This is a genomic window from Oryzibacillus soli, assembly GCF_051594765.1.
Taxonomy (GTDB): Bacteria; Bacillota; Bacilli; order Paenibacillales; family NBRC-103111; genus Paenibacillus_AR.
On record NZ_JBPPGJ010000021.1, the window covers coordinates 1 to 23,342 of the forward strand.

The 23,342-nt window shown below is 57.9% G+C and carries 20 protein-coding genes and 1 other RNA gene; 14 read left to right on the forward strand and 7 right to left on the reverse strand.

Going from position 1 to position 23,342, the window contains the following annotated elements:
* Positions 1–399 precede the first annotated feature (399 nt).
* From ACSEXW_RS23285 to ACSEXW_RS23305, 5 genes are all read left to right on the forward strand, one after another.
* Complete coding sequence (locus ACSEXW_RS23285; RefSeq protein WP_438448582.1) at positions 400–2,151, forward strand: sensor histidine kinase; 1,752 nt, start codon at positions 400–402, stop codon at positions 2,149–2,151.
* Complete coding sequence (locus tag ACSEXW_RS23290) at positions 2,148–3,581, forward strand: response regulator transcription factor (protein ID WP_438448583.1); 1,434 nt, start codon at positions 2,148–2,150, stop codon at positions 3,579–3,581. The genes ACSEXW_RS23285 and ACSEXW_RS23290 overlap by 4 nt, the downstream gene beginning before the upstream one ends.
* Before the next feature lie 182 nt (positions 3,582–3,763).
* Positions 3,764–5,479 carry an extracellular solute-binding protein gene (locus tag ACSEXW_RS23295; RefSeq protein ID WP_438448584.1) on the forward strand — a complete coding sequence of 572 codons (1,716 nt, stop codon included), beginning with the start codon at positions 3,764–3,766 and terminating at the stop codon, positions 5,477–5,479.
* An 8-nt stretch (positions 5,480–5,487) separates the two neighbouring features.
* The gene (locus ACSEXW_RS23300; RefSeq protein ID WP_438448672.1) at positions 5,488–6,378 is read left to right on the forward strand and encodes an ABC transporter permease; all 891 of its coding nucleotides are present in this window, start codon (positions 5,488–5,490) and stop codon (positions 6,376–6,378) included.
* 17 nt (positions 6,379–6,395) lie between these two features.
* The gene (locus tag ACSEXW_RS23305; protein WP_438448585.1) at positions 6,396–7,280 is read left to right on the forward strand and encodes a carbohydrate ABC transporter permease; all 885 of its coding nucleotides are present in this window, start codon (positions 6,396–6,398) and stop codon (positions 7,278–7,280) included.
* A 71-nt stretch (positions 7,281–7,351) separates the two neighbouring features.
* Here the strand turns inward: ACSEXW_RS23305 and ACSEXW_RS23310 are convergent, their stop codons facing one another.
* Complete coding sequence (locus ACSEXW_RS23310) at positions 7,352–8,314, reverse strand: D-2-hydroxyacid dehydrogenase (RefSeq protein WP_438448586.1); 963 nt, start codon at positions 8,312–8,314, stop codon at positions 7,352–7,354.
* 95 nt (positions 8,315–8,409) lie between these two features.
* Here ACSEXW_RS23310 and ACSEXW_RS23315 point away from each other — a divergent pair, with 95 nt between their 5' ends.
* Complete coding sequence (locus ACSEXW_RS23315; protein WP_438448587.1) at positions 8,410–8,616, forward strand: DUF3906 family protein; 207 nt, start codon at positions 8,410–8,412, stop codon at positions 8,614–8,616.
* Positions 8,617–8,677: 61 nt separating this feature from the next.
* Positions 8,678–9,223, forward strand: a complete 546-nt coding sequence (locus ACSEXW_RS23320) for an NADPH-dependent FMN reductase (RefSeq protein WP_438448588.1) — start codon at positions 8,678–8,680, stop codon at positions 9,221–9,223.
* Between the two features lie 61 nt (positions 9,224–9,284).
* Here ACSEXW_RS23320 and ACSEXW_RS23325 read toward each other — a convergent pair whose 3' ends face one another.
* Entirely contained in the window at positions 9,285–10,460 is a 1,176-nt protein-coding gene (locus ACSEXW_RS23325; RefSeq protein WP_438448589.1) for a putative glycoside hydrolase, read from the reverse strand.
* Between the two features lie 235 nt (positions 10,461–10,695).
* Here ACSEXW_RS23325 and ACSEXW_RS23330 point away from each other — a divergent pair, with 235 nt between their 5' ends.
* Positions 10,696–11,871, forward strand: coding sequence for an MFS transporter (locus ACSEXW_RS23330; RefSeq protein WP_438448590.1), 1,176 nt, complete (start codon positions 10,696–10,698; stop codon positions 11,869–11,871).
* A gap of 94 nt (positions 11,872–11,965) precedes the next feature.
* Here the strand turns inward: ACSEXW_RS23330 and ACSEXW_RS23335 are convergent, their stop codons facing one another.
* The 3 genes from ACSEXW_RS23335 to ACSEXW_RS23345 form a co-directional block, all read right to left on the reverse strand.
* Positions 11,966–12,160 carry a hypothetical protein gene (locus tag ACSEXW_RS23335; protein WP_438448673.1) on the reverse strand — a complete coding sequence of 65 codons (195 nt, stop codon included), beginning with the start codon at positions 12,158–12,160 and terminating at the stop codon, positions 11,966–11,968.
* 129 nt (positions 12,161–12,289) lie between these two features.
* Positions 12,290–13,120 carry a YitT family protein gene (locus ACSEXW_RS23340; RefSeq protein WP_438448591.1) on the reverse strand — a complete coding sequence of 277 codons (831 nt, stop codon included), beginning with the start codon at positions 13,118–13,120 and terminating at the stop codon, positions 12,290–12,292.
* A 93-nt stretch (positions 13,121–13,213) separates the two neighbouring features.
* Positions 13,214–13,741 (reverse strand): DUF4178 domain-containing protein, encoded by a 528-nt coding sequence (locus tag ACSEXW_RS23345; RefSeq protein ID WP_438448592.1) that lies wholly within the window; start codon positions 13,739–13,741, stop codon positions 13,214–13,216.
* Positions 13,742–14,072: 331 nt separating this feature from the next.
* Between ACSEXW_RS23345 and cshA the strand changes: the two genes are divergently transcribed.
* The 3 genes from cshA to ssrS all read left to right on the forward strand — a co-directional run bounded on the left by cshA (position 14,073) and on the right by ssrS (position 16,930).
* Entirely contained in the window at positions 14,073–15,695 is a 1,623-nt protein-coding gene (gene cshA / locus ACSEXW_RS23350; protein ID WP_438448593.1) for a degradosome RNA helicase CshA, read from the forward strand.
* A gap of 205 nt (positions 15,696–15,900) precedes the next feature.
* Positions 15,901–16,659, forward strand: a complete 759-nt coding sequence (locus ACSEXW_RS23355; RefSeq protein ID WP_438448674.1) for a YesL family protein — start codon at positions 15,901–15,903, stop codon at positions 16,657–16,659.
* A gap of 89 nt (positions 16,660–16,748) precedes the next feature.
* Positions 16,749–16,930: non-coding RNA, 6S RNA (gene ssrS / locus ACSEXW_RS23360), on the forward strand.
* Positions 16,931–16,996: 66 nt separating this feature from the next.
* On the opposite strand, the gene xylB is transcribed toward ssrS, so the two are convergent.
* Together xylB and ACSEXW_RS23370 are read right to left on the reverse strand one after the other, a co-directional pair.
* Positions 16,997–18,529: a xylulokinase gene (gene xylB / locus ACSEXW_RS23365; protein ID WP_438448594.1), complete on the reverse strand. Its 1,533-nt coding sequence runs from the start codon at positions 18,527–18,529 to the stop codon at positions 16,997–16,999.
* Positions 18,530–18,610: 81 nt separating this feature from the next.
* Positions 18,611–19,597: a dimethylarginine dimethylaminohydrolase family protein gene (locus ACSEXW_RS23370; protein WP_438448595.1), complete on the reverse strand. Its 987-nt coding sequence runs from the start codon at positions 19,595–19,597 to the stop codon at positions 18,611–18,613.
* A 233-nt stretch (positions 19,598–19,830) separates the two neighbouring features.
* On the opposite strand from ACSEXW_RS23370, the gene ACSEXW_RS23375 reads away from it, so the two are divergent.
* The 3 genes from ACSEXW_RS23375 to galE all read left to right on the forward strand — a co-directional run bounded on the left by ACSEXW_RS23375 (position 19,831) and on the right by galE (position 23,327).
* Complete coding sequence (locus ACSEXW_RS23375) at positions 19,831–21,057, forward strand: ROK family transcriptional regulator (protein ID WP_438448596.1); 1,227 nt, start codon at positions 19,831–19,833, stop codon at positions 21,055–21,057.
* Between the two features lie 24 nt (positions 21,058–21,081).
* The gene (locus ACSEXW_RS23380) at positions 21,082–22,260 is read left to right on the forward strand and encodes a galactokinase (RefSeq protein WP_438448597.1); all 1,179 of its coding nucleotides are present in this window, start codon (positions 21,082–21,084) and stop codon (positions 22,258–22,260) included.
* A gap of 80 nt (positions 22,261–22,340) precedes the next feature.
* Positions 22,341–23,327, forward strand: coding sequence for a UDP-glucose 4-epimerase GalE (galE, locus tag ACSEXW_RS23385; RefSeq protein WP_438448598.1), 987 nt, complete (start codon positions 22,341–22,343; stop codon positions 23,325–23,327).
* The last annotated feature ends 15 nt before the right edge of the window (positions 23,328–23,342 follow it).

Genomic DNA, 23,342 nt, shown 5'->3' on the forward strand with positions numbered 1-23,342 from the left:
CAAAACTGGGGACAAATGCTGCTGCAACTGTCTGTCTTTTTCCCGGATCGGGTCGGTCAACATTTACGCTAGACAGGCCAACTCCCCCTCCCCGGGGGAGTTCCCTATAAATGAGTTTACACAAAATTCTTGACAGACCCGGGATAATGGTCAGAAGCTGCTGCGGCATGACCCAACCACCCAACCACCCAACCACCCGATCAACCCAGCACTATTCCCTCCCCCGCTTCCGAAGAACGAGCCCACCTTTATCTACACTTCAAAAAAGGAGCTCGCCTTACTTATAGGCGCTGGAAGGTTTTGTATGATACCATTAGGGCAGATTCAGCTTCAATGCGACGGCGGCCGGGCTGCCGGTCAGCAGCTGGGGTGTATGCTAAGGGAGGCGTATCTGCGATAATGAGCCTTTTCAAGAAGCGGCGGTTTTCGTTCTACGACTATTTCACCTTAAAGCGAAGAATCATCATCCTTTTTATGTTCAGCACCTTGACCCCGTTCGTCATCATCGGCCTTATCTCTTACTATGCCATCTATTCCATCCTCACCAACAAGATCCAGACCGGAGTCCAGAGCAACCTGAAGCAGGTCGAGCAATCGCTGGAGAACACCATCGCTAATCTGAATCACGTCTCCCAGCAGTTGGCCTTCGAAGGCACAGTAGGGCGGAAGCTGGACGAATTTCTGGACGCCGGCGTGTCGTACAAGCGCTTCGAGCTGTACGAGGAGCTGAAGGAGGAGCTCCGGCTCATTACATTTACGAACCCCAGCATCGGGTTGACCTTCTATTACTTTAAGAAGGATGGGACTTATAACTTCGAGAATCTGGGCGTGCGGGAGGGCTTCTCCCCCGACCGGCTGCCGCTCCTGGCGGAATATTACGGGATCTCGTATTACGGCCCCCATATCAGCAACAATTATTCGGACAACCAATATGTCCTGTCCGCGCTCCGCAAGGTGGAGCTTCCCGGAAGGGACGACACCTACGTCTACATTGAGTCCGGCTTCAGGCTGACACAGAACATTCTGAGCAACAATCCGTTCCGCGAAGGCGTGTCCCACATCATCCTGGACAATGACGGCCGGATCGCGTACAGCGAGACGCCGACTGCCTTTCCCATGGATACCCGGGCGCCGGATTTCCTTCATCAAGGCAAGTCCGGGGCGTATCAGGACTATGTCTGGTTCAAGGAAACCAGCAATCAGGGCTGGAGCGTCATCACGGTGATCCCCAAAGCCGTCTACAACAAGGAGATGAACCGCTGGTTCGCTCAGATTCTGTTCTTCTCCTTCCTCTTCGCTGCGGTCAGCGTGCTTCTGGGCTGGCTTCTCTGGAAGATGGTGTACCGGCCGCTCAACAATTTCAACAAGGAGATCAAGCAGATGGCGTTAAGCCGCGGGCAGATGCTTCCGCCCGCCAGAACTCAGATTCCTGAATTCGACTACCTGCTGAATCAGTTCCGCATGATGAAGGATCAGATCTGGCACCTTTTCTCCGAGGTGGAGCAGAAGGAGAAGAGGCGGGTGGATCTGGAGGTGGAGAAGCTTCTGTACCAGATCAATCCTCATTTTCTGATGAACACGCTGGATACGGTGCATTGGCTTGCCGTCATGAACGGGCAAGGGGAAATCGACCGTCTGGTCTCCTCCTTGAACAAGCTCTTATATTACAATCTGGGCAAGCTGGGCCAAGCCTCCACTATGGAGGAGGAGATCGATGCGTTGCAGCAGTATTTGACCCTGCAGCAGATCCGATACGACTTCAAGTTTGACGTCCGGCTTCAAGTGGAGGAGACGGCACTGAAGGCGCCTGTTCCCCGGTTCATTCTGCAGCCGCTGGTGGAGAACTCGCTGTATCACGGCTTGAACGACGACGGCCGGATTCTGGTGGAGGTTAAGCAGAACGGAGGGATGCTGGAGATCGGCATTCATGATAATGGCGCGGGTATGACGGAGGAGGCGATCCGTCAGCTGTTCCAGCAGCGGGATCCATCGAGCCGGAAGGTGGGAATGGGGATCGGCCTGCATTACGTGAAGCGGATGATCGAGAACCAGTACGGTGATCGGGCCGGACTAAAGATCAACAGTGTGATGGGAGAGGGGACCAGCATCCTCTTGCAGCTGCCCATTCAGGAGGTGGAAGCGATTGCATGATCAGAGTACTCGTGGTGGATGACGACAAGCTGGTTCGCAAGGGCTTGATCTCGGCGATGCCCTGGAGCGACTTCGGCATGGAAGTGGTAGGGGAAGCGAGCAACGGGGAGAAGGCCTTGGAATTTCTGGAGTTGCAGCCTGTTGAGCTCTTGCTGACGGACCTGGCCATGCCGGTTATGTCGGGTTTGGAGCTGATGCGCGCGGTGAGAAAGCGTTACCCGGAGATTCATATCGTGGTGCTGACGTTCCATCAGGACTTCGAATATGTGCAGGAGGCTCTGCGCCTGGGCGCCATCGATTATATCGCCAAGGTGCAGCTGGAGAAGGAGCATTTCGACGAGGTGCTGCAGCGGGTTACGGCACAGATTCATGAGCGCGGACAGAGCGTCCACGCTCACACGCACGCCCATCTGCATCCACCGAAGGGAGGGAGAAGCGAGAAGCTGCCGGACTCGGGAGCGGCCTTCTTATCTCTCGGTCGGGGGTGGGATCCATATGACAATCCGCTGCCTTCCGGAGCCGTTACATCAGGGGCTCTGGTGGAGGTAGACCGGCATCTGTGGTTATGGCTTCCGTCAGACTCCACCGGGCCGGAGAAGGAGGCTCCGGAGGCACTTCGATCCCTCTTCACGCCGTCTTTAGGCTGGGGCATGCTGGAGCTGCAAGGCATCGGGTCGATGGAGGCAAAGGACCTGCACGGATCGCTTCTGGCCTATAGGGAAGGGGGGTTCTTTTATGACTTTATCCCAACGGGGGGAAGCCACATATTCAACCCGGCCGAAGAAAAGGCGGAAGCTGCCGAAGATCGGGAGCCGAGGATCGCCCGGTTGAAGAGCTGTTGGGCCTCCCGGGAATGGATTCATGATGATGCCGCCTACCAGAAGGTCAAGAACGAGCTGAAGGACCTTCGGCTGCCGAAGGCCAAGCTGCTCGGTCTGCTGTACGCCCTTCTGGACGATTGGAATCGGATAGGGGAACAGCTGGGCTTCCATAGGGTTGAGCTTCAGGAGGTACCGCACCATTGGGGGAGAGTTCAAGCGGAGCTGGACGCAATCCGGTATTCCATCCGGCGCTCCATCGAGAACACCTCCTTCTCCCGTGAAGTGGTCGGTGCAGTGATGAAGGCCGTGGCGCTTGTCCATGATGAGCTGGACCGGCCTGTTACAGCCGCAGATGTAGCCAAACGTGTCGGTATGAGCCGAAGCTACTTCAGCCAATGCTTCCGGGATATCATCGGCTCCACCTTCAACGATTACCTCCGGCACGTCCGTATGGAGCGTGCGAAGGAGCTCTTGCTCTGCACCAACAAGACCATAGCCTGGATTGCCGAGAATACGGGCTACACGGATGAAAAGTACTTTAGCCGCACCTTCCGGGACTACGAGGGCCTCCTTCCGAGCGAGTTCCGCAGCTCCAGCCTGCAACGGTAGAGATTTGTTCTCCCGCAGGGGGGACGGATGTCGGAGAGCGTGAGCGAACGCAGCGCGGCCCCTAATATTTTTCGGTCAAATGCCCCACAAAAGCTGTAACCGCTTCCTATCCGAGGGACCGCACGGTTTATGGTACCTTAATGGCGTAGGGAAATACGATCTTGGAGAAAGAAGGGGAATCCATGCGCAGGATGAAAATTGCCGCACCATGGCTCATCGCATCCATGATGGTCGCCGTTACCGCATGCAGCGGCAGCACAACCTCGGAACCGCCCGCAACAACGAGCGGGACGGGAGCGACACCCAAGTCCGATACGGCAGCGACCAAGGCGCCGGCGGATCCGTTCGGCAAGTACGAGAAAACCGTGACGATCAACATCGGCAAGGAAGTCAACCCCTCCGACAAAACACTCCCCCCGGGCGACAGCACCGAGAGCAATCAATATACGCGGTATGTGAAGGACAACTTGAACATCGATGCGAAGAACGCTTGGCAGGCGGCGACCGGCAAGGATTACGACCAGAAGGTCAATCTGTCCATCGCGAGCAACGATCTTCCGGATGCGATGATCGTTAACGACACCCAGCTTCGGCAGATGGTCAAGGCGAATCAGCTGGCCGATCTGACGGAGGTCTTCAACCAGTACGCCTCCCCGGCGGTGAAGAGCATTATCGAATCCACCAAGGGGCTCGCGGCCAAGGCGGTGACCTTCAACGGCAAGATGCTGGCCATTCCCAACGTGACGACCGAGTCCGACATGGTGCATATGGCGTGGATCCGCAAGGATTGGCTCGATAAGCTGAACCTGCAGCCCCCGAAGAGCATCGACGATCTGGAGAAGATCGCCAAGGCCTTCGTAGAACAGGATCCGGACGGCAACGGCAAGGCGGATACGATCGGCATCGTAGGCCCACAATCCGGCGGATTGCTCCATGCGAACTTCATCGCGCCCAACAACAACAATTACGGCTTCGACCCGGTGTTCTCCTCTTACCACTCGTATCCGGGATTCTGGCTGAAGGGCGGAGACGGCAAGGCGGTATACGGCTCCATCCTGCCGGAGACGAAGCAGGCGCTGGCCAAGCTGGCGGATTGGTACAAAAAAGGGCTGATCGACAAAGAGATCAGCGTGCGCAAGGATTCGGCCGAGCTCATCAAGAGCGGCCAGGCGGGGATCTGGTTCGGCATGTGGTGGGCGGGCTATGGGCCCTTGGGCGATGCCATCAAGAACAACCCGAAGGCCAACTGGCAGGCGTACAACGCCCCGCTTGACGCCAACGGCGAGTTCACGCCTCACATGGGTACGCCGTCCAACAAGTTCCTGGTGGTCCGCAAGGGCTACGAGCATCCGGAGGCGGCGCTCAAGATGGTGAACCTGCTCTTGCGGGATGAATCCAAGATGGATGTGAAGGTGTCCTTGGACAATTACCCGCTGCGCGTAGTTTTCGCTCCGATGGACGAGATGGACGTTACCTACAAGATGATGAAGGAAGTGCTCGCCGGCACCAAGAAGCCGGAGGAGCTGGATTTGCCGGGCTACAAGCTGCTGAAGAACGATGCCCTGACCGTGAAGAAGGTGAAGCTGGAGCCTTATGACAAGGTCGATATCCAATACTGGGATCCGAACGCCGACCTGGGGGTATGGAAGCGGATGTACTCGACCTTCGTGGGAGTCGGGGCTCTGCAGTCCCCTTATAAGCGGACATATAGCCTGACCTACGGCATGACGAAGTCGATGGAATCCAAGTGGCCGACACTCGACAAGCTGGAGAAGGAGACCTTCCTGAAGATCATCATGGGATCCGCCCCCGTAGATTCCTTCGACACCTTCGTCACCGAGTGGAAAAAGCAGGGCGGCGACCAGATCACCGCCGAGGTTGAGGAGCAGTCCAAGTGAGAAGCGGCATGAAATCCAGAGGCTTCGCCAAGCATTACTATCTCATGCTTCTGCCGGGCTATGTCTGGCTGATCCTGTTCAGCATCGTCCCGATGTTCGGCTTCGTCATCGCCTTCCAGGACTATAATCCGGGGCTCGGCATGCTGCATTCGGACTGGATCGGCTTCGAGAACTTCCGGTATCTGTTCTCGCTGAGCGACAGCGGCACCGTCTTCTGGAATACGCTCTATATCGCCGTCATGAAGATCGTCGCCAATCTGATCGTGCCCCTCGTCTTCGCCCTGATGCTGAATGAGCTTCGGCTGGCCGTCTTGAAGCGATGGATCCAGACCCTGGTGTATCTGCCCCACTTCCTCTCCTGGGTCATCCTGTCCGGGATCCTGCTGGACATCTTCGCCTATAAGGGGCCGGTCAACAGCATGCTGTCCGTGTTCGGGGCGGAGCCGATCCTCTTCTTCGGACGGGCGGATCTGTTCCCGTACCTGATCGTCGGCAGTGACGTGTGGAAGGAATTCGGCTTCAACACGATTATTTATTTGGCGGCTCTGACCGGCATCAATCCGGCGCTGTACGAAGCGGCGGCCATGGACGGGGCGACGAGGCTCCAGCGGCTCGGACACATTACCTTGCCCGGCATCTCCACGACCGTGGTGCTGCTGTCCGTTCTTAGCCTGGGCAATGTGTTGAACGCCGGGTTCGACCAGATCTTCAACCTGTATAACCCGCTGGTCTATTCCTCCGGCGACATCATCGACACGTGGGTATACCGGACCGGTCTCGTGAACCTGCAGTACGGGCTGGCGACCGCCATGGGCATGTTCAAATCAGTCATCAGCTTCGTTCTGATCGTCACGTCCTATGCCTTGGCTTCGAAATTCGCCAACTACCGGATTTTCTAACGGAAAGGAGCATCAGCATGGTTAGAGAAACGTCTCCCGGCTCCAAGCTGTTCGACGTAGTGCTCGTCGTCCTGCTTGTCGGCATCGCCCTCCTGTGCCTGCTGCCCCTGTGGTACACCTTATCCATCTCGCTCAGCACCAACTCGGCTGCGGAGGCGGGACTCGTCAAGCTGTGGCCGGTGGGCTTCAACCTGAACTCGTACAACGAAATCATGGGGGATGCCAAGTTCTTCAACTCCTTCTGGATAACCGTGAAGCGGGTGGTGCTGGGAGCCGGGGTCAGCTTCGTCGTCACCGTGTTGATGGCCTACCCCTTGTCCAAGTCGGCCAAGGAGCTGCCCTTGCGCAATACGCTCATGTGGATTCTCGTCTTCACCATGCTGTTCAACGGCGGCTTAATCCCCTGGTACCAGACGGTCAAATCGCTGGGCCTCATCAACAGTATCTGGGCCTTGGTCCTGGGGCATAGCGTGCCGATGTTCAACGTGATCCTGGTCGTCAACTACTTCCGGAACCTGCCGAAGGAGCTGGAGGAGGCGGCGCTGGTGGACGGGGCGGGGCCTTGGTACATGCTGGCGAAGCTCTTCGTCCCGCTAGCGGTTCCGGTGCTGGCCACGGTCACTCTGTTCAGCATCGTCTACCATTGGAACGAATTCTTCAACGGGCTGGTGCTCATGTCCAAGGCCAATATGTACCCGCTGCAGACCTACATCCAGCAGCTGGTGGTGGTCATCGACGCCTCTACGATGGACACGGAGCAGCTGAAGCGGCTCTCCGAGCTGTCCAACCGGACGCTGAATGCCGCCAAGATCTTCATCGCCATGATCCCGGTGCTGATTATCTATCCGTTCCTGCAGCGCTTCTTCATCCACGGGATCACGTTAGGGTCGGTGAAGGAGTAAGGAAAATCCGATTCAGACCAAAAGAGCGGAAGACCGGGGAGCCGGTTTTCCGCTCTTTTTGGGGTCACGGCTCAGTAGCCGGTCTCCAGGTTCACATCGTTCATAAGCCCGCGGCCGTCCAGATACCGCCGGAGGTTCTCGAACACGATCTCGGCAGCGCGAGCCATATAGTGCGGGCTAAGGCCCGCCACGTGGGGCGTGATGAAGACATTGGGCAGCTCCCATAGCGGGGAATCCTCCGGAAGCGGCTCCTTCTCGAACACGTCGAGAGCAGCTCCGCCGATGACTCCGCTGCGCAGCGCTTCGATCAGGTCATCCTCCTTCACGACGGAGCCCCGGGCCAGATTGATGAGAAAAGCCGTGGGCTTCATGGCGCGAAGCTCCTCCATGGCGATGAAGTGCCTGGTCTCCTCCGTAGCGGGGAGGAGGAGCACCACGAAGTCGCTCCGGGAGAGGAGCTCCAGGAGCCCCTCCCGGCCGGAGTAAACTGCATCAAGACCTTCCTGCGGTTGACCCGAGCGGGAGTAGCCCAATGTGGTCATCCCGAAGGCCCGGGCCTTCTCCGCAACAGCGCGGCCGATGCTTCCCGGACCGAGAATCCCCACTGTACGGCCGTAGAGCTCGTTGACGGGCACGTTTTTGCCCCACACCTTGTTCCGCTGGTTCATCAAGTGAAGATCCGGACGGCGGCACCATTGGAGCATATACAGGAGTGCAAACTCGCTCATCTGAATCCGATGGATTCCCCGTACGTTGGTCAGACGAATGCCGCGATCCGCGAGGATGGCGAGGGGGATGCCGTCCACACCGGCGGAGAGCATCTGAATCCACCGGAGCTTCGGAGCGGATAGGATGGCTTGGGCCTCCAGCTTGCCGGTGGCCAGGAAGATCTCGGCCTCCGTACCGGCCTCGGCTAGCTCCTCCGGTGTCCGGCACAGGACGATCTCCACCCGGCCGGCCAGGTCGCCGGGCAGCCGGTCCGTTATAGCGGCGATGTTAGCTCGGGTATAGGCGGCAACTTGGATCGGGCGCATGACGGCACTTCCTTTCGAGGGATGGAGTTTGGTACCATCATACCCTTTTTTCTGCTAAGATGAAATCGGACTTCAACGTAACGGAGGGGTAACGGATGTTCCTGTACAAGATCGAAATCACCATGCCCGAAGGGAAGAAAGCGGCCTTGATCGTCCTGGCCGATTCGGATGCCAAAGCGTTCGAATACGCGGAAGGCCATCTGGCCCGGCATTACATTAAAGCGCCCGAGGTACTGGAGATGGTCATGCTGGAGAAGAAGCGGGTGGAAAAAGGCTCCGGTTATGTGATCGAAACCGTTTGACATTATATACATAATAAACTAAAATGTATATAAAGTTGTCAAATCGGGGAGTTGATGCGGAATGAAAGTGATCATCCTGGCCGGAAGCAACCGGAGGAATGCTACCAGCACCAAGCTGGCGGAGGTAGTGGGGAAGCGGATCCGTGAAGCGGGTCATGAGGCGGTATTGTTCGACCTGTATGAGAAGCCGGTTCCGCTGTACGACCCCGATGCGGATTATGACGGAGAACCGGCCGTCGTGGACCTGTACCGCGGATTTCTTGAAGCGGATGCCGTTGTTCTGGCCAGCCCGGAGTATCACGGCACCATGACGGGCGTGCTGAAGAACGCGCTGGACCACCTGGGCTTCGAGCATTTCGACGGCAAGCCGGTGTTGGCTCTGGCATCTGCAGGCGGTGCCGTTGGAGTCAGCACTCTGACCCAGATACAGGCGGTAGTCCGCAATCTGCACGGCATCAACTGCCCGGAGTGGATCTCGATCGGAGGGGACCAGCGCAGCTTCGGTCCGGACGACGAGCCCGCTGATCCGAAGGTGAGGGCCCGCCTGGAGCGGACCGTCCATTATTTCCTCCGTATGGGGCAGGAGCTGAGAGGACTTCGCAGCTGATTCCTATGTAATGAAGAGGCCGCTTGTCTCCCGATGGGAGCACAAGCGGCCTTTGTTCCGTTTATTTATAGATGACGCCGGGGGAATAGGTGTTGGCTGCATTCCAGAGCAGGTATTCGTTGACGCCGTTGTCCTTCAGAGCGCGGATCTGCTCCTCCACTTCATGCTTGCCGTACTTGATGTAGCCGGGGACCCAGGATGCGGTGAAATCCTGTATCCAAGGCCGGATGATGGGCTTCAGGCTGCCGATGGGCTCCAGCTTCTTGTTCGTGTCGATGGAAGCCCCGTTGATGGTGGCATAGGGCGCCGCATCCGGCACCTTCTGACCGAACCAGCCGGTGCTGTAATGACTGGGATAGATCATGGGAGCGATGACGTCCACATTCTGCGAGATCTTGTTGAAGTCCTGGCCGATGCCTTCGGCGGCCGGGACGGATGCGGCGTAGCCGAAGATGTCCACGGAGGTGCGGATTCCTAAGGGGGCCAGCTGCTCCCGGGCATACTTCACGAAGGAGGTGACGGCGTCTGTGCGGGAACGCTCATCCTTGGTGTATTTCAGTGAGTCCGCCCGCTTCTCGAAGCCTTCCGGGAACCGAACGTAGTCGAATTGGATTTCCTTGAAGCCGGCCTTGATGGCTTCCTTGGCGACGGCGATATTGTAATCCCAGACCTCCTTGCGGTAGGGATTGACGAAGCTGTCCGGCGTAGGCTTGCCGTTGTTCCAGATGGAGCCGTCCGGATTCAGGAATGTGAGCTCCGGCTTCTTCTTAGCAAGCACGGTGTCCTTGAAGACGACGATCCGGGCGATGGGGTAGACGTTATGCTCCTTCAGCTTCTCCATCAGCTTCGGCATGTCGGCGATGATCTTCTTGGAGGTCTCCATGGCCGCCAGCTCCGGGTTTCCGGTGTCGTAGGTGATATACCCGTAGTCATCCTTGATGTCGATGACCAATGCATTCAGGTCCGTCTCATCCAGCAGCTTCAAGAGATCGTTCAAGCGGGCGCCCCCTGCGCTGTGGGCAGTGGAGTAGACACCTTTTACCGTAGGGGCCTCCTTCTGGGGGTCGACCTTGTTGACCGGCATCAGGGGATCCAGCGCCGTTGTGCCGTCCGGCTTCTGAACCACCGCCGCGGGGGGCATCTGCGAGGCCTGGACCAGCTGATCCAGGGTAATGCCCGGCTGGCTCTCCGAGACGTTCCCCCAGACCATCATTAAAGCGGCTAATAGCATTTCCATAGTAATCTCTCTCCCATATCTATCGCATCCAAACGTATTCCCATTATACGCGATGGCACTCCTGCCGCACAGGGGTTAGTAGTAGGATTTTGTTGGTTTCCGGCGGAAAAAGTCGGACCAACACGGAAGTACACGGATGAACCCGGATCGAAACGTTGATCTGGCACGACTTCTCAATCGGACCGGATTGCGGTAGGATAGAGGGATGGATAGAGGAAGGAGTCTACTAATTCCGATGAGAAAACAAATTGCCGTCCTCCGGGGGTTAACGTCCGGTTATTACGCCACGCAGGCCATCCTGCTGCCGCTCTTGCCCTTGTACTTCGCCAATCTCGGCTACAGTTCCCAAGAGACGGGCCTGTTCATGATGATCGGCCCCTTCGTCACTGTATTCGCGCAGCCCATGTGGGGGTACATCAGCGACAGGCTGCAGAAGCTTCGGATCATCATCCTGAGCCTGTGGCTCTTGACCATTGCCTCCAGCGTGCTGCTGTTCCATGCGAATACCTTCATGCTGACCTTCCTGTCGGTGCTGCTCTGCTACTTCTTCATGCTGCCGTCCGTTCCGCTCTTGGACAGCATCATTCTGAAGTCTACGGCGGAGGCCAAAGTGCCGTACGGCTCGGTCCGGCTGTGGGGCTCGGTCGGCTTCACGATCGTAGCCGTCCTGTCGGGCTTCGCCCTGAATGCCCTCGGCGGCATTACGAATATCAAATATATGTATTGGACGGTTTGGCTTATTCCGCTGTCCTTGATCTACCTGCTCCAGGACGTGAAGTCGGACGGGAAGCGCCCGCGGGTCACCTTGGGTTCGCTTAAGGCAGTCACGGGGAACAAGCCCTTCCTGTGGTTCCTGCTGCTGGTCTTCGTCCTGACCGTGCCCCACCGGATGAACGACGCCCTCTTCAGCCTGTATCTTCAAGAGATGCATGCCGACAACTGGATGGTCAGCCTGGCTTGGGCATTGGCGGCAGGCAGCGAGATTCCCACCTTTGCGCTTTTGTCGCGCTACATGCACAAATTCCATGAGCTGGCCCTCTTGGGGGCCGCCGCCATGCTGTTCACCGTGCGGTGGCTGGTATACGCCAGCGTACACGACCCTTGGGTCCTGACCTTCATGCAGCTGACTCACTCGGTGACCTATGCTCCCTTCTGGGTGGTGGCGGTGCAGTATACGGTACGCCTGGTTCCAGAGGAATTCCGCGCGACGGGTCAATCCATGCTGTCCGCCGTGTTCCTGGGCATTGCAGGCATCACCGGAGGATTCTTCGGGGGACGGATTGGGGACCTGTGGGGCTACGGCGCCGCTTACCGGATCGGGGCGGGGATGGCGTTCTTGGCCGGAATCGGCTTCCTGGTCACCCATGCCGTATACCGGAGGCGCAGCACGATGGTTCTTGAAGGCGATTGATCCTCTGCCTATGAAGCAAAATCACTCCCCGGCATGCCGGGGAGTGATTTGTTCTAATCCGTATGAAAAAGATACTGCCGATACCGTGGTGCGTTTACTGGATGTAGACGTTCTTCTGGTGCTCGGAGATGCTGTACTGGATGATCTCAACGGCGTCTTCTTCCATTAAGGCTTCGATTCCATTCACGAGGACAATCTCGGAATCGAGTTCCCGAGGCTTCAAGAAAGGATAGAGCTCGGGGGTTAATTTCATCACAATCCTGGATAGCTTAACGGTTTCCACGTGAATCACCCTTCCCAATCGTAATGGTTCGATCAGAAACAGACGTTGCACGATCTCTCACGTAACACCAGAATCCTATGAAATTACTCCCTCATTATAGCATAGACCGAAGACGATGACATTGAGAACTTATGTCTATTGCACATTTCCGCGCCGGAATTGTCCCAGTACGCCAACCGTTTCCACAATATTTACGAATGCATTAGGGTCGGTATCCCGAATAATCTTCGTTAATTCCGCCAGCTCGTACCGGGTCGTCACCGTCATGAGCATGTCGCTCTCATGATGGGAGAAGGCCCCCTCCGCCTTGATCAGGGTGACGCCGCGGGGAAGGCGGAGCATCTTCTCCAGGAGGGCGTCCTTGTTCTTGGTGATGATGAACAGGGTGACCTTGATGTGCCGGATGTGTATGGTGTCCACAACCTTGCCGGAGATATAGATGCAGAGCATGGACCGAAGGGCTGCAGTCCATTCCTGCTGGACATAGGCCAGCGCCAGCACCACGAAGCCGTTCAGGGCGAACAGGAACATCCCCAGCGGAAAATCGCTCTTGCGGGTCAAGATGGAGCCTACGATGTCGAAGCCGCCGCTGGAGCCGCCGATGCGGAGGGTAATGCCCGATCCGATGGCGATGATCACCCCGCCGAAGATGGCGGCGATGAGCGGGTCCTGGGTTACTGACGTCTCGGGAAACAACTGCATGAACCAGGAGGTCAAGGCTACGGTCACCACGGAGATGGTGATGAAGCGCCTCCCCAGCACCACCCAGCCCCAGATCATCACCGGCAGGTTGAACAAAAGATACAGCATGCCGATGTTCAGGGGCGTCACATAGCCGACGATCATGGCGATGCCGGATATGCCGCCGCTCAAGAGCTGGTGGGGAATGAGGAACAGATTGAAGCCTCCTGCGATCAGGGCGGCACCCAGTACGGTAATGAGCAATTCAGCGGCGGTTCTCTTCATGGCGGCGTTCTGCACCTCATCATTAGGGTAGGAAGATGGTTGTCTCTACCTATTAGTATAGTAGAACGTGCGCCGCCGCGCAAAAGGGCTATCTTACGTCTTCATGAACTTGACTTGGGAGGATGGAGTCCGTTCTCCGCGCATGGCGATGAACTTGCCATCCTGCCATTGCAGGAAGAAGTACTCTTCTCCGGAGCCGAAATATCTCCAGTACAGCACGTCGTCCCCGCTCCGAAAATCCGTATTGCCCAGGGTCCGGGTCATATCGGTACGATGGTGCTCCAGCGTGAAGGATTGCTGTCCGTCGATGTCGAGCTTGGCGGGCACGTCGTCGGGGCTGTCCAGGGAACCCTCCAGAAATTCGCAGAGGAAGCATTCGTAGCTGCGGCCTTTTTCCACAAGCAGGCATGAAATATTACGCCCGTTCTGCAAATAATAGGCATAACGGTGGGGGGCGTAGCCACGGTCGAAGTACTCCGCTTTTCCCGTGATAACGTACTGCTGCAAATCGACGTTCACAATATCTCCGACACCCGAATCCTCGAAGGGATTCCGGGAGGCGGGAACAGGCTCGGGTTTGCGGCTCTTCATGATGGAGCCGATCCTCTTGAATATGGACATGAACAGTCTCTCCTTGTCAGTGGCTTCAGGCTTAACCCTATATACGCGAACCCGGCGCATGAGGTTTCGCTTGCCCGTATTCTGCCTGATCAAAAATGCCTCCCGGAAAAGTGGCAATCTTTGTTGTATATATGCTACAATGTTAGAGATATTCTTAAGTACGGCTGTATTTTCCTGAGTTTCCAGGGATATACTTATGGGTTGTGAGATCGGGGTTGCAGTGTACGGGATCGTTCCCCTTGCATATAAGCGTCGCACTTAAGGGTAAATCATTGAAGCCGCGGAAGCCGGCAGGCCAGCCGGAAAACCGCGCAGAAGGAGAATGAACGCATTGAAAACTTTTAACGAATTCGGTTTGGAACCGAAGGTACTTCGCGCGATCACGGAGATGGGATTTGAAGAAGCAACGCCGATCCAGGAGAAGACCATTCCTCTGGCTCTGGAGGGCAAGGACCTGATCGGTCAGGCTCAGACCGGTACCGGCAAGACCGCCGCGTTCAGCGTGCCGCTTATCCATAAGATCGATGTGACCGAAGAGCGCATCGTGGCGCTCGTTATGTGCCCGACCCGCGAGCTGGCCATCCAGGTGGCTGAAGAAATCGGCAAGCTGGGCCGATTCAAGGGCATCCGTTCCCTGCCGATCTACGGCGGGCAGGATATCGTCAAGCAGATCCGCGCTCTGAAGAAGCGTCCTCAGATCATCATCGGCACCCCAGGCCGTCTTCTTGACCATATTAACCGCAAGACCATCAAGCTGGACGATGTGCAGACCGTCATCCTCGACGAGGCAGACGAAATGCTGGACATGGGCTTCATGGAGGACATCCAGAGCATCCTGAAGCTTGTTCCGGAGAACCGCCACACCATGCTGTTCTCGGCTACCATGCCGCCGAACATCCAGAAGCTGGCGCAGCAGTTCCTTCGCAATCCGGAGCATGTCTCCGTGATTCCGAAGCAAGTCAGCGCTCCGCTGATTCAGCAAAGCTACATTGAAGTTCAGGAAAAATTGAAGTTCGAAGCGCTGTGCCGCCTTGTAGATATGGAAGCTCCGGAGCTGGCCATCGTATTCGGCCGGACGAAGCGCCGGGTTGACGAGCTGGCAGAAGCTCTTCAGAAGCGCGGCTATTCCGCGGAAGGCCTTCATGGCGATCTGTCCCAGAATCAGCGCGACAACGTCATGCGTAAGTTCCGCGACGGCAGCATCGACGTTCTGGTAGCCACCGACGTGGCGGCACGCGGTCTGGACGTATCGGGCGTTACCCACGTCATCAACTTCGACCTTCCGCAGGATCCGGAGAGCTACGTGCACCGGATCGGCCGTACCGGCCGTGCAGGCAAGGAGGGAACGTCCTATACGTTCGTCACTCCTCGTGAAATCGACCATCTGCACCTGATCGAGCGCGTAACCCGTCACCGGATTCCGAAGCGTCAGCTGCCCACCATTGCAGAGGCTATGGAAGGCAAACAGCGGATCCTGGCCCAACAGATTCTGGAGATCGTCGACAACGGCGATATTCACGAATTCAAGGCAACCGCCATTCAGTTGTTGGAGCAATATGATTCCGTCGTGCTGCTGGGCGCGGCCATGAAGCTTCTGGCAGGCGAGCACAGCGACGTGCAGATCGAGCTGACTCCGGAGGAACCGATCCGCGTGAAGCGCCGTCCGTATAACGACATCCGTTCGGCCGGACGCCGTCCGGGTGGTTCCGGCGGCTATGGCGGCGGCTACGGCGGCGGGCGCCGCACCGGCGGAGACCGTCCGGGCGGACACGGCGGGCACGGCGGGCACCGCAGCCATTCCGGCCGGAAGGAAGGCGGCGGCTACGAAGGCCGTTCCTACCGTGACGGCGGCAGCGGCGGAGACCGCGGCGGCAGCGGCGGTGATCGCGGCGGGTACAAGGGCAACCGCGGAGGAGACCGTCCTGCGCGTGAAGAGGATTTCGCCAACCGCTAATGGCGGCGGTTGATCCATGGACGAAGGGTCCGCTCCGGCGGCCCTTCGTTCTTTTTTTGCTGCAGCGGCAGATGTTGACACAACTGCGGGATCCCGGCGTCTACCGATCCGGCTCGAAATAGGCTATAATAAGAGAACGTTAGCATAACTGCTGGAGCACCAACAACGATCTGCCAGCAGCGACAAGGAGGAACTACTCGTGGAAATGCGAGGTTTAATGGGCGGTTTTTACCGCATATCGGAATGGATTATGAGGTTCTCGGCCATCAATCTGTTATGGGTGTTCTGCTCGATTCCATTCTTCTTCTTACTCTTATCCCTGATGATCACACCGGACGCAACCAACGATCAGATTCTGAGCATGTTCTGGATGCTGGCCGTCGTGGCGCCGTTTACGCTGATTCCGGCAACCGCTGCCATGTTCGGAGTTGCCCGCAAGTGGATTATGGGTGACGAGGACGTGCCGCTGTTCAAGACTTACTTCCGCAACTACAAGGAGAACTACAAGCAGAGCATGCTGGGCGGTCTGATCTTCGCTTTCCTGGGGGCCATCCTGGTGGTGAACCTGGACTTCTATTCCGATCGGTCGGACGGTTTGCGGTATCTGTCGCTTCTGTTCATCTCCTTCACCGTGGTGTTCGGGGCAGCGTTAATAAATTTCCTGTCCATGACGGTACACTTCAACATGAAGCTGCTCCAGCTGATCCGCAATGCGTTCATCATGACGCTGGGACAACCCTTTACCTCCATCGCCATTCTGGTGACCAACGGCTTGATCCTGTATATCAGCAGCAAGTATACGTTCCTGATCCCGTTCTTCATGGGGAGCCTGATGGCGTATGCCTCCTTCTGGTACTTCTACCGGAGCTTCCAGCGGATCCAAGACAAGGCGGAGAAGCAGCGTGAGAAGGAAGAAGCCGCGCTTCTGAATAATGCGGACGAACCGGTGCAGACTAAAGATTGAGCCGGTTGCCGGAATCCGGCAAGCATCCCATAAGCTTTAGCCGGTCTACCGGTTTACATTGGCGGACGCAAGGGCTATAATGAGGGTACAAAATCCTGCGATGTGCGTTATGATCCTACGTTGTTTTGAACCAATGGATGTTTCTAGGGAGACCTACATTGCCGCGCGGCTGACATGCCCTCGAAAAGGGACTTCAAAAACGCGGCTGCGGACACCCACCTGCGAGAGCGGGTTTGAAGCATGTGGATCGGACGGCATAGGCGGGTTTTCTTTTTGAACAGGATAAGGGCTGTCTCCGTTGCCTTGCGGCATCGGGACAGCCCTTTTTTTTGCTTGCTTATGACTTCACGGCCAGATCGGTCAGCTGATGAAGGGTCTCCTTCAAGGTCGGGTAAAGCGAACGGTAGATCTTGTAATAGGCTTCATACTTGGCGCTGTTGGCCGGATTCGGCTCAACCCGATCGACAACCTGGATCCAGCTCTCGCATAGCTCCGAGGTATCGCGCTTCAGGACGCCGGAGGCAGCCATGACTGCCGCGCCATAAGCCGGGCCGTCCGTCGAATTGACGGTGACGACGGGATAGCCGAAGATGTCGGCGATCATCTGGCGCCAGAACAGGCTGCGGGCGCCGCCGCCGTTGACCCGCAGCTCGCTGATCTCGACGGAGGATTCCTTCATCAGCTCCAGAGAGTCGCGCAGGCCGAAGGTAATGCCCTCGAGGACGGCACGGGTCAGGTGAGCCTTGGTATGCCGCAGGTTCAGGCCGATGAAGCCGCCGCGTGCTTTCGGATCCGGATGAGGCGTGCGCTCGCCGGTCAGGTAGGGGAGGAACAACAGGCCTTCGCTGCCCAGAGGCGCGGTCTCGGCCAGTGCAGTCAAGTATTCGTAGACATCGCGGCCCTCTTGGGCGGCTTTCTGGAGCTCTTCGTACCCGAACTGGTTCTTCCACCATTGGAAGGAGCCGCCGGCGGACAGCATGACACCCATCCGGTGCCACTTGCCGGGAACGCCGTGGCAGAATGAGTGGAGGCGGCATTCCGCATCCACCTGGTAGCTGTCGTCATGGACGAAGACGACACCGGAGGTGCCCAGAGCGACGGAGGCGATGCCGCTCTTCACAACGCCGACTCCTACGGCCCCGCAAGCTTGGTCGCCGCCGCCGGCCACCACAGGGGTCCCCTCGGCCAGGCCGGTCGCTTCCGCTGCCGAGGCCAAGAGATGGCCGGCAATATCGTTGCTCTCGAAGAGAGGGGGGAGCCATTCCATCGGAAGATCCAGGGCCTCGACTACCTCCCGGGACCAACGCCGGTTGGCGACGTCCAGCAGCAGGGTGCCGCTGGCATCCGCCATGTCCATGCCGAATTGGCCGGTCAGCTGCAGGCGGACATAATCCTTCGGCAGCATCAGATGGCGGGTCCGGGCATAGAGCTCGGGCTCCTCTTGCTTCAGCCATACTGCCTTGGGCGCGGTGAAGCCGGTAAGCGCTTTATTGCCGGTCAGCTCGCCCAGCCGCTTCGCGCCGACCTGCTGCTCGATCCATTCGCATTGGCTTCCGGTCCTCTGGTCGCACCAGAGAAGAGCGGGACGCACGACCTGCAGGGCCTCGTCCAGGAAGACGGAGCCGTGCATCTGGCCGGACAGGCCGACGCCGGCAACCTGGGAGCCGGCAATGCCGGTTTTCTTCAGCAGCTCCTTAATACAGAGCGCAGACTTCGTCCACCAATCCTCCGGGTTCTGCTCCGCCCAGCCGGGATGGGGCTGCGACAGCGGATATTCCTCGCTATGGCTGCCTACAACGGCTCCTTGCTCGTTGACCAGAATACATTTCACGGCGGAAGTGCCCAGATCGATACCTAAAAAGACCTTCATGTCCTCTCACCTCATCTATAAAGTACACCCATTATAACATAGTTCGTTTAATAGATAAACTAATAGTTGGAGGTGCATAGGCTAGACATGGTCCCGGATTAGCGGCAGGGTAAGGCAGTGGATACCTCCTCCAAGCTTGAAGAATTCGGTAACCTTGGCAGGAATGACCTCCACGCCGCAGCGGTCCAGAAGCTCGATGGTTCTGCAGGCCGTGTCGGAGAGTAGAACCTTGCCGGGGCCAAGCACCAACCCGTTGATGCTCAGAGGATGGTCCGACGGATCGGCATGGAGGAGCTCGATCTGGCGGTTGTGCAGCTCATCCAGGAACCAGAAGGGGAGCAGGGCTGTGTTCACCAAGGCCTTCCGGCGGTCCACCATCAGGAAGGCTTCATCGAGGTGAATGATGGTCGAAGGAAGATCCACGGCTAAGAGGCGGACGTTCTGAAAATCTAGTATGGCCCCGATTTGGCGGATTCCCTCCGCATTAACCCGCTCAGACCGGCCGATGACCGCCGTCCGGGCATCCAGCATGGTGAAGCTGCCACCTTCTGCGAATCCGCTGCCCTGGACCATACCCAGAACAGGCATGCCGAGGGAATGAAAGGTGCGGGCGGCCAGAGCCGCTTCGCCGTATCGAATGTAGAGGGCGAACCTGGGTATGATGACGCCTCCCGGCACCACCATGCCCGAGTCGCGGACGAAGAGGCGCTCGGGCCAACCGTTGGCGTCTCCGGCTTCTACGGTCTCCACCCCGTGCTCGTGCAGCAGGACCGTCAAGGCGTCATGCTGCTCCTGCAGCGCGTCCAGGCGAGCCATCTCCTGCCCGTGAAGCTCATGGGGCGACCGCCCGTGGATGGCCCCGGTCAGCACGGGGCCCGACTCGATTTGCTCGGCATGTCGATGAAGCTTCAGCACCTCGTCGCCCGGACGGTGGACAAGCACCTTGCGGAGGGTGCCGGTGCCGTTGATGACCCCCCAAGGCGCCCCCCATATATCGCGGAGCAGATGGGGATCGTGGAAGGGCTCCGTTACCCGGGTACGGGTCAGATAGCGGTGACTGGGTTCCATAGCAGCCCATCCTTTCTTCGGTCGGAAATCAAGTCCTTTGTTCCTAGATTCCCGCATTTTTGCCGCACTATCCCGAAGAGACCGGGCATTTTTATGCGAAGGTAATGTGGGTGGCCTATCGCCGGATGCAATGCGCACCCTTCGACAAAACTAGGTCTTGAAAGCCGAAAAGAGACCTGCTACAATGGGTACATCAAATACTTTATTTAGTAAATAAAGAAAGTATGTGGCGTATGGAATTTTTCAGCACAGCGAACAAAAGCCTTATCAAGGACATCAACACCGCCACCATTCTGCAGATCGTCCGGACCAAGGGACCGATCTCCCGGGCCGAGATTTCCAAGCTGACCGGCTTGAACCCGGCCACCGTCTCCAGCAACGTCGGCAGCCTGATCGAGAACGGACTGGTGCGGGAGACGGGCATCGGCGCCTCCAGCGGCGGCCGCAAGCCCATGATGATCGAGCTGAACCCGGATGCCTATTATGTGATCGGGGTCGATATGGGAACCACCGATGTTTCGACCGGAATCACGGATCTGGAGGGGCGGATCCAGCACAAGGTGACGCTTCCCTTCGGCGATAGGACAGAGCCGGAAGAGATTCTGGGGGTGATCCGCCAATCGATCCGCGACGTGATGGCGGCCTCCGGGCTGGAGACGGACCGCTTTATCGGCATCGGCATGGGAATCCACGGCCTGGTCGATCCGGACCGGGGCATCTCCCTCTACGCGCCTGCTTTCCAGTGGGAGGATGTGCCGATCGCAGAGCCCTTCAGCCGGGAATTCGGCCTCCCCGTCACCATCGATAACGATGCCCGGGCCATGGCTCTGGGGGAGAAGTGGTTCGGCAAGGCGGCGGAGGTGGGCAATTTCGTATTCCTGAACATCGGTACGGGAATCGGCTCGGGCATCTACGTGAACGGAGAGCTGATCCGCGGCGCCCACTTCGGAGCCGGAGAGATCGGCCACATCCGGGTGCAGGATACGGGCGAGCGCTGCTTCTGCGGCATTGTCGGCTGCCTGTCCACCTTGGCCTCCGGCCCCGCCATCGAACGGCAGGCCCGGCATGACGCGTCTGCAGGGCTGGCGCCTCATCTGCTGCAGCTTGCCGGGGGAGAGCCCGGCCGGATCACCGGCGAGCTGATACATCAAGCGGCGCTGCAGGCAGACGCCTATGCCATCCGCCTCCTGGACGAAGCGGGACGGCACATCGGCAGCGCGCTGTCGGTGATCGTGAACCTTCTGAATCCCGAGATGGTCCTGATCGGCGGCGGCGTTTCCAATGGCGGAGACTTCCTCTTCGACGGGCTGAAGGAGGAGGCGGCCCTTCGGTCCATGGCCAACAACATCAAGAAGACCTACATCGGTCCCGCCGGTCTGGGCGACGATTGCGGCATGATCGGGGCCGCGGCGCTCATTCTGCGAAGTGTATTCCGTAATCCCAATCAATATAATTCCTAATCTACTTAAAGGATGGTGCCACACATGGCAAACGAAAAGCTTGAGCAGTTGAAACGTCAATTCACCGAACGCTTCGGCGGAAGCGCCGACGGTATCCGGGTCTTCCTGGCTCCCGGGCGTGTGAACCTGATCGGAGAGCATACAGATTATAACGGCGGATATGTGTTCCCGGCGGCCTTGACCTTCGGCACCTTCATGCTGATCCGCAAGCGGAACGACAACGTCATCCGGCTGGCATCCACCAACTTCGACCTTCAGGGCGAATTCACCATGGAAACCGCCGTCTATGACGAAGCTCATGACTGGATCAACTACCCGAAGTCCATTCTGGTTCACCTGGCCAAGCGGGGCTTTACCTTCGGCGGGTATGACGCACTGTTCCACGGGGAGATCCCGAACGGTGCGGGCCTCTCGTCCTCGGCATCCATCCATCTGGCCACTGCGTACGGCTTTATGTCTATGGAAGGCCATCCGATTGACCGAGTGCAGCTGGCTCTGGCCGCTCAAGAGGCGGAGAACCAGTTCATGGGCGTCAAGTGCGGCATCATGGACCAGTTCGTCATTGCGAACGGCAAGAAGGACCATGCCGTGCTTCTGATGTGCAGCACGCTGGAATACCAGCTGGTGCCTTTTAAGGCGCAGGGCTACAAGATTGTTGTGGGCAACACCAATAAGCGCCGGGGATTGGTGGATTCGGAATACAACACCCGCCGCGCCCAATGCGAGCAGGCAGTCGTCTATCTGCGTGCCGCGTTCCCGAACCTGCAGCTCCTGGGAGAGCTGACCAAGGAACAGTTCGATGCCAACGCCCATCTAATCCAGGATCCCACCGTTCTGAAGCGCGCCCGCCACGTGGTGGAGGAGATCGACCGGGTGCTCCAGTCGGTGGATGCCCTGAAGGCCAACGATCTGGTCCGCTTCGGCCAGATGATGAACGGGTCCGGCGACTCCCTGCGCGAGCTGTATGAGGTAACCTGCAAGGAGCTGGACGTAATGGTTGAGGAAGCCCGCAAGATCGAGGGCGTACTGGGCGCCCGTATGACCGGCGCAGGTTTCGGCGGCTGTACGGTATCGCTGGTCCGCGACGATATGGTGGATGCTTTCATCGAGCAGGTGGGCCGGAACTATGCCGAGCGCACCGATTACAAAGCGGATTTCTACGTGGCGGATATCGGCGACGGCGTGAAGGAAGTTACGGAATAAGGCAAGCGTTGAAATTATTCTTTCTATATAATAGATTCATATCCTAGATTAGATTCCAGAATTTATAAGGAGTGGTAGAGATGGCAGTATTGGTAACCGGCGGGGCAGGCTATATCGGATCCCATACCGTAGCGGAGCTCATCGCGAACAACGAAGAGGTCGTCATCGTCGACAACCTGTATCAAGGACATAAGGACGCGGTGGTTGGGGGGAAGCTGTACGTAGGCGATATCCGGGATAAGGAGTTTCTGGATACGGTCTTCAAGGAGAATGCGATTGACGCGGTGATTCACTTCGCAGCCAACTCACTGGTGGGTGAGAGCATGAAGGATCCGGCCAAATATTACCACAACAACGTATACGGAACCCTGTGCCTCCTGGAGAAGATGAATGAATACGGCGTGAACAAGATCGTCTTCTCGTCAACAGCCGCCACCTACGGCGAGCCGGAGAACATCCCGATTCTCGAGGACGACCGGACCTTCCCGACCAATACCTACGGCGAGACCAAGCTGGCCATGGAAAAAATGATGAAGTGGTTCGACACGGCCCACAACGTAAAGTACGTATCCCTGCGCTACTTCAACGCCTGCGGGGCACATGAGAGCGGCAAGATCGGAGAGGACCACAATCCGGAGACCCACCTGATCCCGCTGATTCTGCAGGTTCCGCTGGGCAAGCGTCCGCACATCTCCGTCTTCGGCGAGGATTATCCGACGGCGGACGGCACCTGCATCCGGGATTACCTGCACGTCTCCGACCTGGCCGATGCGCATCTGCTGGCCGTGAAGCATCTGCGGGCAGGCGGGGCAAGCAGCATCTATAACCTGGGCAACGGCAAAGGCTTCTCCGTCAAGGAAGTCATCGACATGGCCCGCAAGGTCACCGGCCATCCGATCCCGGTATCTATCGAAGGCCGCCGCGCCGGCGATCCGGCTGCTCTGGTAGCGTCCTCCGAGAAGGCGAAGCGCGAGCTGGGCTGGCAGCCGAAGCGCGACAGTCTGGAGCATATCATCGAGACCGCGTGGAACTGGCACAAATCCCATCCGAACGGCTACGAGGACTAAGAGGGAGACGACAAC